The following is an 11,466-nucleotide window of genomic DNA, read 5'->3' as shown; positions in this document are numbered from 1 at the left end:
CACGACGAGCCTCCAGCGAGTACGCCATCGACAACACCCCACATCAGAAGGCGTTGCACTCACCGATTGAGGCCAAGTGCGATGTGGGGTCCTTTTCACACCAGAGGACGGGGACGCGTGCGTCTGGCACCAGAGGACGCCCCCCTTCAGGTGCGAACCCCGCCAGAGGACGCCGACGTAGCGTGCCTCGCACACCAGAGGACGCCCCCCTTGAGGTGCGAACCCCGCCAGAGGACGCCGACACCCCCCGGGCAGCGTCCACCAGTCTCGCAACACGCAGAAGGGCCACCAGGTCTCCCTGGTGGCCCTTCGAGCGTTCTGTGGCGACGCGCGCGACCTCAGCCGACGGCGCGGGTCTTGCGACGCTGCGCGAGCTCGTCGGACGGGTCGACGACGGCCTCGCCCTCCTGCTCGTCGTCCGCCCGCTCGCCCGGCAGCGACGCGAGGCTGCCCTCGACCTCGCGCCAGACCCGGCCGACGGCGATGCCGAAGACGCCCTGACCGCCCTGGACGAGGTCGATGACCTCCTCGGCGGAGGTGCACTCGTAGACGCTGGCGCCGTCGCTCATGAGGGTGATCTCGGCGAGGTCCTCGACGCCGCGGTCGCGCAGGTGCGTGATCGCGGTGCGGATCTGCTGGAGCGAGACCCCGGTGTCGAGGAGCCGCTTGACGACCTTGAGCACAAGGATGTCGCGGAAGCCGTAGAGGCGCTGGGTGCCGGAGCCGCCCGCCGGGCGGACACCCGGCTCCACGAGCCCGGTCCGCGCCCAGTAGTCGAGCTGGCGGTACGTGATGCCCGCGGCGCGGCACGCGATGGGACCGCGGTAGCCGACCTGCTCGTCGAGCTCGGGCAGGTCCTCGGTGAAGAGCAGGCCCTGGGCACGCTCGGGGATCTTGTTCACCGGCTGCTTCGCACGGCCCGTCGTGCCGGTGGCGTCGCTGGAGCCGCTCACCAAGACCTCCTGTCCGTCGTCCTCGCACCCGGGGGAAGGTCCGCCGGCCCGGAAGGGACGACAGCGGTGGAACTACAGCGAGGACGTTTTCCTCTCCAGACGGTAGGCCCGCCCCCCACCTGCGTCAACGACGCGGGCCCGGCGCCACTCCGGCGTGTCGTGAACGACGCGCCGTGATCGGCGTGTCGACGGAGCGTGCGCCTCCCCCGGACGGGTGAAACGCCTGGTCAGCGGCGTCCCGGCGGGTCGCGGGGGTCAGGACGGCGACGAGCCGGGCCCGGGGGCCTCCTCGCCGAAGTCCTCCGGCGAGATGTTGTCGAGGAACTCCCGGAACTTCTCGACCTCGTCCTCGTCCTCGTCCGGGACCGCGACGCCACCGGCCTCGAGCACCTCGTCGGTGCCCATGATCGGGGTGCCGGTGCGCAGCGCGAGCGCGATGGCGTCCGACGAGCGCGAGCCCACGGTCAGCCCGCCGTCGAAGTGCAGCTCGGCGTGGAAGACGTTGTCCTTGATCGCGACGATCCGGACCTCGACGAGCCGGCGGCCGAGCGCCTCGATGACGTTGCGCAGGAGGTCGTGGGTCAGCGGCCTCGGCGGGACGACCTGCTGCTGCCCGAGGGCGATCGCCTTCGCCTCGTGCTCACCGATCCAGATCGGCAGGTATCTGTCGCCGCCGCGTTCGCGCAGCAGCACCATCGGCGTGTTCGAAGGCATCTCGACCCGCACACCCACCACATCGAGCTCCCGCACTCCGCCACCGTACCCCGGGGCCGGGACAGGCGCGACGGGCACCCGGGACCCGTTGCGCGACACGCGGGGCCACGGCCCGGACCCGCGGGCCCTCCGGTGGCACGGGAGGGCTCAGGAGCCCTGTCGCTCCACGGCGGCGCGGACGAGGGTCGCGTGCAGCCGGACGCACAGCGAGGCGACCTCGCGACCCACCTCGTCCGCCTTGGCGCCGGACTGGCCGGCCCGCTGGTGCCGCAGCGGGGCGACGACCTGCTCGACGAGGGCCGCCTCCCGGTCGGCCGCCGTCCGGATCGTCCGCAGGTGCCGCGGCTCGATGCCGAACCGGGCGAGCTCGCCCGCGGTCCGGGCGACGAGCAGGGCGTCCCCGTCGTAGACGCCGGCGGGCCGCGCGCTGACGAGCCCGAAGGACTCCAGCTCGTCGAGGAGCGCGTCGGCGATGTCCGCGGACTCGACGAGCTCGGACCGGGTGAGCCGGACGTCGACCCGCGCGCCGTCCGTCCGTTCCCCGTCCTCGGCGACGAGCCGGGCCAGCCGCGGAACGCCGCCGGGCAGCGACGGCGGGTCGTCCCCGCGGTCGACCGCCTCGAGGTGGTCCCGGATGACGCGCAGCGGCAGGTAGTGGTCGCGCTGCACGGCGAGGACGTAGCGCAGCCGCGCGACGTCCCCCGAGGAGAACTTGCGGTACCCGGACGGCGTCCGGTCCGGCTCGATGAGCCCCTGGTCCTCGAGGAAGCGGATCTTCGAGATCGTCACGTCGGGGAACTCCGGCCGCAGCTCCGCGAGCACCTCACCGATGCTCATCGTCGCGCGCGGCGCCGTCGAGCGCCCGAACGCGGCATTCACCAAGGCGCTGTCACCACCCGCCGACGCCGCCGGCGGTGCGCTTGCTCGGGTGGAAGACCATCCGGAACTTGCCGATCTGGACCTCGTCGTTGTCGCGGAGGACGGCCTCCTCGATCCGGTCGCGCTGCACGTAGGTGCCGTTGAGGCTCCCGACGTCGCGGACGACGAACGCGCCGTCCCGGCGGACGAACTCGGCGTGCTTGCGGGAGACCGTCACGTCGTCGAGGAAGATGTCGCTGTCCGGCCGGCGGCCGGCCGTCGTCTTCTCCGCGTCGAGCAGGAACCGTGCGCCCGCGTTCGGGCCGCGCTGGACGACGAGCAGCGCCGACCCTGCCGGGAGCGCGTCGATCGCGGCCTGGTCGGCCGGGGACAGCCGCGAGACCGGGGCCTCGGCGTCCGCCGAGATCGCCCCGAGCGTGATCGTGGTGTCCGGCCCCAACGGCGAGCCCTGCTCAGCGTTGTGGTCGTACGTGGGAACCGACATCGCCTGCTCCTCCTCTACCCCTGCACCGTCGGCCGGTCCGGGTACCGGTCGGCCGCCCTCGGCCGCTGGTCCCCCCGAAGCCGGATCAGGCAGATCGGGCATGTGGATCACGCCTCCTCGTCCCCTGGTCCCCGCCGGGTGCCTGGCCGCACCCTGACAGGACGCGTACCAGCCGGCGCGCGTCAGCAGACCGTAAGACTAACCCTCGACGCATGGTCGAGACAGCCCGCCCGCGCGTCGGCCTGCGGCACGCCGGGCCCGCGGCCCGGACATCCTCCGACCGGAGGATGCCGCGCCGCCGTGCGTCAGCCGAGCTGGGCCTGGTACTCCGCAGCGCTGAGCAGGCCCGACGGCTCGCCGTCGAGGCTCACCTCGAACATCCAGCCCTCGCCGTACGGGTCGGTGTTCACGAGCTCGGGGTTGGAGTCGAGCGCCTCGTTGCGGCCGACGACGGCACCGTTGACCGGCGCGTAGATGTCGCTGACGCTCTTGGTCGACTCGACCTCGCCGCAGGTCTGGCCCGCGCTCAGGGTCGCGCCGTCGTCCGGGAGCGTCACATACACGATGTCGCCGAGGGCGTCCTGCGCGTAGCTCGTGATCCCGATCCGGGCCCGGTCGCCGTCGATGCGCACCCACTCGTGCTCGGCCGTGTAGCGCAGGTCCTCGGGGTACGTGAAGTCGGCCATCTCGGCTGGTGCCTCTCCTCGTCGCGGTCGTGCTGCGGGCTGGTGCTTGCGGATGGTGCGGGATGTCCTGCGGGCGGGTCCGGGGCCCCGGCCGGTGCGCACGAGCCGGACGGCTACGGCGCGCCGTCCTGGGCCGGGCGAGCGTACTGAGGCGTCGGGAGCACGTGCAACGCGGTGATCTCGACACGGTCGGGGGCCTTCACCTCGTTCACCTCGCCCTTCGCGCCCTTCTGCGCGAGGACGTCGAGGACACCCCCGGGGATGTTCATCGCCGCCGACAGCGTCTGCGGGTCCCCGATGACGAGGTAGCGGTACGGCGGGGTGACGGGCTCCGCGCCGACCCGGACACCGCCGTCGAGATCCTCGAACGCGGTGCTCGCGACGACCCGGACCGGGCCGATCTGGACCGCCTCGGCGCCGGCGTCGCGCAGCTCCTGGAGCGTGTCGAGGAGCGTCGCGGCGTCGACCTCGTTCTTCGGGTCGGTGATGACGAGCTCGATCCCCGGCCCGGTGGCGGCGACGGTCCCCGTGAGGACGCCGAGCGCCTCGAGGCGCTCCTTGGCGAGCTGGGACGTGACCTGGCCCGTCGCCGCGTTGCCGACGATGTCCTCCCGGACCGCCTGGGCCTGGGCCTCCTGGCTCGCGAGCTTCTCCGACTCGTCGTTGACCTGCTGGAGCAGCCGGACGAGGTCGCTCTGCCGCAGCTGGTCGAGCTCCTCGGTCTGGGTCGCCCGGACCTGGACGACGAGCCCGAACCCGAGCCCGGCGCAGAGCAGCGCCGCGAGCAGCTGACCCCGGTTCGCCTTCGGGCGCATCGCCGAGAGCAGCCGCGACCGGGCCCGCTCGCGGGGGCGGTGCTGGGTGGACGACGTGGGGCGGGGTTCCGCCGTCGAGGCCGCGGCAGCAGCCGGGAGCGGGATCTCGTCCGTGTCGGGCTCGGCGGCCGGGACGGCGCCGTCCGCCGCGCCGGCCTCGTCGGTGCGGTCCGCGTCGGTGTCGGTGTCGTCGGTGTCGCCCGTGTCGTCCGCGTCGTCGACCACCGGCTCGTCGTCGACGACGGTCGCGTCGACCGCGTCGCCCTCGTGCCGGGCCTCGTCGACCGGTGCTTCCTCGGCGGGCGCGTCGTCGACCGGGCTCTCGTCGACCGCGCTCTCGTCGCTCGGGGTCTCGTCGCCCGGGGTCTCGTCGCCCGGAGCTGACGCCTGCGCCGCCTCGGGCACGGACGGGTCCGGCTCGTCGTCGACGGGCCCGCCCGACGTGTCCGGCGCGACCTCGTCGTCCGGCACCGCGTCGGCGTCCGGCGCGACGTCGTCGCTCTCGTCGACCGTGCCCTCGTCGGCCGTGCCCTCGTCGACCGTGCTCTCGTCGGCCTCGGTCGCATCCGGCCCCGCCGACGGGTCGGCCGGGTCCGCGGCCGCGACGTCGGGCTCGGGCACGACGCCCGCCTCGGCGTCCGGCTCCGGCCCGGCTTCCGCGGCCGCCGGGGTCTGCGGCTCCGGCTCGGGAGCCGTTGCCCCGTCGTCCCCGGGCACCTCGCCGTCGGCCGGCGCTTGCGCGGGGACGTCGGTCACGGCGTCGGGGTCGTCCAGCTCGTCCGGCACGGCGTCGGTGGGCACGGCGTCGGTGGGCACGGCGCCGACCTCGGGCTCGTCGTCGTCCATGCCGGGGATCCGGGGCTGCTCGGGGCCGCTCATCGTCGCCCGCTCACGCCTTGAAGAGGTGACGGCGGATCGCGGCGGCGTTGGAGAAGATCCGGATGCCCAGGACGACGACAACGCCGGTCGACAGCTGCGAGCCGACGCCGAGCTGGTCACCGAGGTACACGATGAGGCCGGCGACGACGATGTTCGAGACGAACGAGACGGTGAAGACCCGGTCGTCGAAGATGCCGTCGAGCACCGCCCGCAGCCCGCCGAAGACGGCGTCGAGCGCCGCGACGACCGCGATGGGCAGGTACGGCTCCAGTCCGCTGGGGACCGCCGGCTGGAAGAAGAGCCCGGCGACGATGCCGAGCACCAGGCCGAGGACGGCGATCACGGGGTGGCCTCCGGGGAGCTCGAACGGTTCGTCGCCGCCGACGGTAGCGCCGATGGCGTGGCAGGGTCAGCCGGGGTCGGGGACGGCTCGGGCGTCGCGTTGCGCAGGGCGAGGGTCCCCGACGCCCGGATCGTCAGCGCGTCCTCGACCTGCAGGTCGGCCTTGACGCCGAAGTTGTCCTGGAGGGACTGCAGGTACGCGCCCGCCGTGGAGCCGGCGAACTCGGTCTGCATCCTCGTCGGGTCACCGATCGCCTTGATCACATAGGGCGGCACGAGCGGGCGGTAGTCCACGAGGATCGCCTCCCCCGCCGACCGGATCGCCGACAGCGACGTGAGCCGCTGGTCGTTGATCGAGACGGCCTCGGCACCGGCCGCCCAGAGCCCGTTGACGATCGTCTGGAGGTCCCGGTCGAAGACGCGCCCGTCCGAGCTCGAGGAGTCGCCGCGCGGGTCACCACCGGCACCGATGCCGTCGGCGCTCCCGGGCGCGTCGGCGAGCTGGACGCGCAGCCCGGGGCCGGTCACCGCGACGTCGCCGGACATGATCCCGAGCCGCGCGGCGGCCGCGGCGGCCGCCGAGTCCCCGCTGCTGCTGAGCGCGCGGTCCTGCGCCCGCCGCACCTCGTTGCGGTACTTCTCGATCCGGGCCTTGGCCGCGTCGTTCGCCTTCGTCCGGACCTCGATCTGCTCGACGAGCAGGGCGCGGGCGGCGACCGCGTCCGGCTTCGGCGCGCGCAGGACGACGACGCTCCACGTGAGGACGAGCCCGCACACGACCGCGATGACGACGGTCACCAGGCCGCCGCGGGGGCGGGCACCCGCCGCGCGTCGCTCGGCGGCGGTCGCGTACCCCGGGTCGAGCGGGCGCTCCATGACCTCGCGCAGCAGCGTCATGGACTCGTCGACGCGGCGCGGCCGGGTCGTCTTCGCGCGGCCGGCACGCCGGGACGCCGCGGGCCGCGGCGCCGGCTGCCCGCCGTCCGCGACGTCCTGATCCGCCACCCCAGCCATCGCAGGTCATGCTGCCACGCCGCACCGACACGGCGGGCACGGGTCGGCGGACCCGTTGTCCGGAGCAGGCGCGGTCAGGCCGTGCGGTCAGGCCGTGCGGTCAGGCCGTGCGGTCAGGCCGTGCGGTCAGGCCGTGCGGTCAGGCCGTGCGGCCGGCGACGACGACGGCCCGGACCTGCCGGACGTACAGCCACCCCGCCCACCAGTACAGGACGGTCCCCCACCAGGCGAACGCCCAGGCGACCGGCTGGGCGACCGTCGCGGCGACGTTGTCGCCCTGCGCGAGGAGCAGCAGGGGGAACGCGTAGAGCAGGTTGAGGGTGGCTGCCTTGCCGAGGAAGAAGACCGGCAGCGGCCCGTACCCGTACCGCGCGAGCACGGGGATCGTGAAGGCCAGCAGCACGTCCCGGCCGACGACCGCCGCGACGAGCCACCACGGGATGACCTCGCGGTACGCCAGGCCGAGCAGCGTCGACAGGATGTACAGCCGGTCCGCGAAGGGGTCCAGCAGCTGGCCGAGCCGGGAGACCTGCCCCCACTCGCGGGCGAGCCGGCCGTCGAGGTAGTCGGAGATCCCGCTCGTCATGAGGACGACGAGCGCCCAGCCGTCGTACCGGTTGAGGATGAGCCACGCGAAGACCGGGACGAGCACGAGCCGCAGGACGCTCAGCGCGTTGGGGAGCGTCCAGACCTGGTCGACGACCGCGGCCTGCGGCCCGCCCGCGGCGGTGCCGCTGTCGTCCGGGGAGGTCACGACGGTCAGCGTACGCAGGTCTCGGGCCGGTTCGGACGACGACCCTCGGCGTGGCCGGGACGTGCTGCGCCCGATGCGGCAGGGTGGCGTCGTGGCAGACGTCGCGCGCCTCGCGGAGGGCACCCTCGTCGTCCTCGTCGGCCCGTCCGGCTCGGGGAAGTCGACGTGGGCGCACGAGCACGTGGGCCCGGACGCGGTCGTGTCGTCGGACCGGCTGCGGGCCGTCGTCGGCGAGGGCGAGCACGACCAGTCGGCGAGCGCCGACGCGTTCGCGGTGCTCCGGCTCGTCGTCGCGGCCCGGGTCCGGCGGCGGCTGACGACCGTCGTCGACACCCTCGGGTTCGACGCCGAGGACCGGCAGTGGTGCCGCGACCTCGCCGCGCGGCACGGCGTCCCCTGCGTCGCGGTCGTCGTCGACACCCCGCCCGCGGAGTGCCGCCGGCGCAACGCCGCCCGGGAGCGGCGCGTCCCCGCGGCCGTGCTGTCCGCGCAGCTCGAGACGTTCGCCCGGGTCCGGGCGGCGCTGCCGGGCGAGGGCTTCGACGAGGTCGTCGTCGCGCAGCCGGTCCGTGTCGTCCCGCCGTCGATGACAGGCCGGACGACGTCCCGCCCGCAGCCGCCCGCCGTCCCGGGGCCGGCCGTCCCCGAGACCCCGGGGCCGGCACCCGGGACCGGCACGATGCGCTTCGGCCTGCACCTGTCCGCGTTCGACTGCCCCGGCGGCGCCGCCGGCCTCGCGGAGCACCTCCCCCGGGTCGCGCGCGCCGCCGAGGACGCCGGCTTCGACTCGCTGTGGGTCATGGACCACTTCCGCCAGGTGCCGCAGGTCGGCCGCCCCTGGGACGACATGCTCGAGCCGGGGGTCGCCCTCGGCGCGCTGGCGGCGGCGACGTCCCGCATCCGGCTCGGCTGCCTCGTGCACGCCGTCGGCTACCGCAACCTCGGTCACCTGGCCAAGGTCGTCGCGACCCTCGACGTGCTGTCCGGCGGCCGGGCGTGGTGCGGGCTCGGGGCCGGCTGGTACGAGCCCGAGTACACCGCCTACGGCTACCCCTTCGGCTCCGCCGCCGAGCGGCTCGACCTCCTCGAGGACGCGCTGCAGGCCCTGCCGCTGCTGTGGGGCAAGGGCTCCCCGCCGTTCGAGGGCCGCGTCGTCCGCCTCCCCGAGACCATGTGCTACCCGCGGCCGCTCCAGGCCAACGTGCCGATCCTCGTCGGGGGCGGCGGCGAGCGGCGGACCCTGCGGCTCGTCGCGCAGTACGCCGACGCGTGCAACCTCACGGGCGAGCCGGACGCCGTCCGGCACAAGGTCGAGGTCCTGCGGCGGCACTGCGCGGACGTCGGCCGCGACCCGGCGGACGTCGAGGTCACCCACCTGTCGACGGCCCTCGTCGCCCCGGACGCCGCATCGCTGCGCGACGAGGTCGCCCGCCGGGCACCCGCCCGCGGCCAGGCACGCTGGCGCGCCTGGACGCATCCGGGGACGATCGAGGACCACGTCCTGCGCGTGGGGGCGCTCCGGGCCGCCGGGGTGCAGCACGTCGTCGTGAGCCTCGCGGGGGTCTGGGACTCCCCCGCCGTCGAGCACTACGGCGCTGTCGTCGCAGCCGCCCGCCAGTCCCGTGGACCAGACGTCCCGTGAACCCGACGTCTCCCGTGAACGAGGAGCCCCCGTGACCCAGGTCGACCTGTCCTTCGACACCACCTACTGGGTGGAGGTCGACCTCGAGCGCGCCCCGCGGACCTGGGTGCCCGGCGTCGTCCGCGAGCGCTGGGCCGAGGCCGGGGTGCCGGCCGACGCCGACCTGCTCGACGCCGTCGTGCATGCCGTCGTCATGGTCGTCGAGTCCCTCCACGAGGAGGAGCCCGCCCCGTTCATGGCGTTCCTGCTCCACCCGGACCCGGACGACGGGCCGCTCGCCGTCGTCACCCTGCGCACCGAGTCGCTCCCCGGGGCGCAGACCCTCGAGGAGGTCGCGGCCCAGCTCCGGATGCCCGAGGAGCTGCTCGAGCTGCCGGCCGAGGAGCGGCTCCTCGACTCCCCCGCCGGGCCCGTGCGCCGGATCGTCCAGCGGTTCGTCACGATGGACGAGCCCGACGACCTCGACGGCGCGACGGTCACCGACGCGATCGCCTACGCGTGGGTCCTCGAGGACGACGGCAACCCGGTCGTCGTCACCGTGTCGACGGCGTTCGAGGACCACGACGAGGCACGCCGCTGGCTGCCCCAGCTCGACGAGCTCGCGCTGTCGCTGACGCTGACGCCCTGACCCCGAGGACCCTGACCTCAAGACCGGGCCGCCGGGGGCCGACGACCACCGTGACGATCGTCGAACCCTAGGAGCGCAGCTGTGATCGGCACCCTTCTCGGGTCCGCCCGCCCCACGTCCGCCGAGCACCCGCTGCTCGGGTCGGCGTCCGGCCTGCGCGCCGTCCTCGACGCCGCACCGGCACCGCTGTTCCTCATGACCGACGACGGCACGATCGTCTACCGCAACGGGGCCGCGGTCGACACCCTGCAGGACGCGCTCGCGGACGTCGGCGAGGACGGCATGGCCCAGCTCCGGACGGCGCTCGCACGCATGGTCCGCACGAGCCGGCGCTACCCCGCGTTCGAGGACATCGAGGCGGTGAGCGGCGGTCGCCGGCTGGTCGCCCGCTGCCGACTGGCGCAGGTGCCCGGCGGGTTCCTCGTGACGTGGACGAACATCACCCAGCAGACCGAGCAGGACGCGCAGACGCACCGGCTCGCCGACGAGGTCACCTCGGCCGGCGACGACCTGCGCACCCTCGGCGCGCTGCTCGAGGAGTCGATGGGGACGGCGACCACCCAGTCCGGGCACCTCGCGCAGGGCTCCAGGGAGCTCGTCGAGAGCATCCGCGAGATCGCGTCGGGTGCCGCGAAGGCCGCCGACGGCGCCGAGCAGGCGTCCGCGATGACCGTCGCGGCGTCGCAGACCGTCGGCCAGCTCGTCGACTCGACCTCTCAGATCGCCTCGATCGCCGACATCATCCGTGGCATCGCCGAGCAGACGAACCTGCTCGCCCTCAACGCGACGATCGAGGCCGCCCGGGCCGGCAGCGCGGGCTCGGGCTTCGCGGTCGTCGCGAACGAGGTCAAGGAGCTGTCCCGGCGCACCGCCGAGGCCACCGAGCGGATCCGTTCGCTCGTCGACACGGTCGTCGCCGAGACGACGTCGACGAACGAGGCGATGACCCAGATCGTCGAGCTCATCCAGGACGTCGCGGCGCAGCAGGCCTCGATCGCGGGCGCGGTCGAGGAGCAGAGCGCCGTGGCCGCCGCGATGGGCGCCGGGATCGACGAGGTCGCGCGGGTCAGCTCCGACGCCGCGGGCGCGGCGCAGACCACCTTGCAGACGTCGCGGGACCTCACCGACCGCGCGAGCCTGCTCCGGGCGGTCGTCACCGGCTGAGCGCGGTCCCCGCCCGTCGGCGGTCGGTGTCGGACGGCGGTGGCAGGCTTGCCGTGTCGACGGCACCGGGTCGTCGGGAGAGGCGGGACCGGCATGGCCGAACCGAAGACGAAGCCGACGGACGCGAGCGTCGAGGCCTTCCTGGCCGCCGTCCCCGACGACGCCCGGCGCACTGACGCGCACGCGGTGTGCGCGCTCCTCACGGAGGTGACCGGCACCGCACCCGTGATGTGGGGCGACGCCATCGTCGGGTTCGGCCTGAAGCGCTACGAGAACGGCCAGGGCAAGACGGTCGAGTGGTTCCCGGTCGGCTTCTCCCCGCGCAAGCAGCAGACGGTCGTCTACCTCCTCGAGGGCTTCGAGCGGCACACCGACCTGCTCGCCCGGCTCGGCAGGCACTCCACCGGCCGGGCGTGCCTCTACGTCAAGCGGCTGTCCGACGTCGACACCGACGTGCTCGCCGAGCTCGTCCGCCGGGCCTGGACGGCCGGCTGACGGCCGGCCGTCCAGGC

At 74.3% G+C, this 11,466-nt stretch carries 13 protein-coding genes; 4 read left to right on the top strand and 9 right to left on the bottom strand.

Translation table 11 applies throughout. The annotated features are described in order from the left end of the window. Nucleotides 1–338: 338 nt before the first annotated feature. The 9 genes from EDJALFJO_RS06620 to EDJALFJO_RS06580 form a co-directional block, all read right to left on the bottom strand. Nucleotides 339–953: a MerR family transcriptional regulator gene (locus EDJALFJO_RS06620; RefSeq protein ID WP_088283433.1), complete on the bottom strand. Its 615-nt coding sequence runs from the start codon at nt 951–953 to the stop codon at nt 339–341. Nucleotides 954–1,208: 255 nt separating this feature from the next. Further along, nucleotides 1,209–1,703, bottom strand: a complete 495-nt coding sequence (locus tag EDJALFJO_RS06615) for a bifunctional nuclease family protein (RefSeq protein ID WP_088283431.1) — start codon at nt 1,701–1,703, stop codon at nt 1,209–1,211. A 111-nt stretch (nt 1,704–1,814) separates the two neighbouring features. Beyond that, nucleotides 1,815–2,504, bottom strand: coding sequence for a MerR family transcriptional regulator (locus tag EDJALFJO_RS06610; protein ID WP_088283435.1), 690 nt, complete (start codon nt 2,502–2,504; stop codon nt 1,815–1,817). A gap of 52 nt (nt 2,505–2,556) precedes the next feature. Next, nucleotides 2,557–3,030, bottom strand: coding sequence for an FHA domain-containing protein (locus EDJALFJO_RS06605; protein ID WP_088283429.1), 474 nt, complete (start codon nt 3,028–3,030; stop codon nt 2,557–2,559). Between the two features lie 305 nt (nt 3,031–3,335). Continuing rightward, the gene (gene gcvH / locus EDJALFJO_RS06600; protein WP_088283427.1) at nt 3,336–3,716 is read right to left on the bottom strand and encodes a glycine cleavage system protein GcvH; all 381 of its coding nucleotides are present in this window, start codon (nt 3,714–3,716) and stop codon (nt 3,336–3,338) included. Between the two features lie 113 nt (nt 3,717–3,829). After that, entirely contained in the window at nt 3,830–5,410 is a 1,581-nt protein-coding gene (locus tag EDJALFJO_RS06595) for a DUF881 domain-containing protein (protein WP_143448336.1), read from the bottom strand. Between the two features lie 10 nt (nt 5,411–5,420). Continuing rightward, nucleotides 5,421–5,753 carry a small basic family protein gene (locus EDJALFJO_RS06590; protein WP_088283423.1) on the bottom strand — a complete coding sequence of 111 codons (333 nt, stop codon included), beginning with the start codon at nt 5,751–5,753 and terminating at the stop codon, nt 5,421–5,423. Continuing rightward, nucleotides 5,750–6,757, bottom strand: coding sequence for a DUF881 domain-containing protein (locus EDJALFJO_RS06585; protein ID WP_158220314.1), 1,008 nt, complete (start codon nt 6,755–6,757; stop codon nt 5,750–5,752). Before EDJALFJO_RS06585 ends, EDJALFJO_RS06590 begins: the two co-directional genes overlap by 4 nt. 148 nt (nt 6,758–6,905) lie before the next feature. Further along, on the bottom strand, nt 6,906–7,520 hold the full coding sequence (locus EDJALFJO_RS06580; protein ID WP_088283419.1) for a CDP-alcohol phosphatidyltransferase family protein: 615 nt from the start codon (nt 7,518–7,520) through the stop codon (nt 6,906–6,908). 91 nt (nt 7,521–7,611) lie between these two features. Between EDJALFJO_RS06580 and EDJALFJO_RS06575 the strand changes: the two genes are divergently transcribed. The 4 genes from EDJALFJO_RS06575 (at nt 7,612) to EDJALFJO_RS06560 (ending at nt 11,449) form a co-directional block, all read left to right on the top strand. Then, entirely contained in the window at nt 7,612–9,162 is a 1,551-nt protein-coding gene (locus EDJALFJO_RS06575) for a TIGR03560 family F420-dependent LLM class oxidoreductase (protein WP_158220313.1), read from the top strand. A gap of 31 nt (nt 9,163–9,193) precedes the next feature. Beyond that, a complete protein-coding gene (locus tag EDJALFJO_RS06570; protein WP_088283415.1) occupies nt 9,194–9,790 on the top strand; it encodes a hypothetical protein in 597 nt (198 codons plus the stop codon). An 81-nt stretch (nt 9,791–9,871) separates the two neighbouring features. Continuing rightward, complete coding sequence (locus EDJALFJO_RS06565; RefSeq protein WP_088283413.1) at nt 9,872–10,954, top strand: methyl-accepting chemotaxis protein; 1,083 nt, start codon at nt 9,872–9,874, stop codon at nt 10,952–10,954. Nucleotides 10,955–11,047: 93 nt separating this feature from the next. After that, nucleotides 11,048–11,449, top strand: a complete 402-nt coding sequence (locus tag EDJALFJO_RS06560) for a DUF1801 domain-containing protein (protein WP_088283411.1) — start codon at nt 11,048–11,050, stop codon at nt 11,447–11,449. The last annotated feature ends 17 nt before the right edge of the window (nt 11,450–11,466 follow it).

The sequence above is a fragment of the Kineosporia sp. A_224 genome (genome assembly GCF_002198655.1).
Taxonomy (GTDB): domain Bacteria; phylum Actinomycetota; class Actinomycetes; order Actinomycetales; family Kineosporiaceae; genus R-H-3.
Note: the sequence above shows the minus strand (reverse complement) of the source record. Positions and strands in the feature narration are given on the sequence as shown.

Excerpts from the sequence above, each read along its gene's own strand:
- EDJALFJO_RS06610 (WP_088283435.1), bottom strand. The coding sequence starts at position 2,504 with ATGAGCATCGGTGAGGTGCTCGCGGAGCTGCGGCCGGAGTTCCCCGAC.
- EDJALFJO_RS06605 (WP_088283429.1), bottom strand. The coding sequence starts at position 3,030 with ATGTCGGTTCCCACGTACGACCACAACGCTGAGCAGGGCTCGCCGTTG.
- gcvH (WP_088283427.1), bottom strand. The coding sequence starts at position 3,716 with ATGGCCGACTTCACGTACCCCGAGGACCTGCGCTACACGGCCGAGCAC.
- EDJALFJO_RS06595 (WP_143448336.1), bottom strand. The coding sequence starts at position 5,410 with ATGAGCGGCCCCGAGCAGCCCCGGATCCCCGGCATGGACGACGACGAG.
- EDJALFJO_RS06560 (WP_088283411.1), top strand. The coding sequence starts at position 11,048 with ATGGCCGAACCGAAGACGAAGCCGACGGACGCGAGCGTCGAGGCCTTC.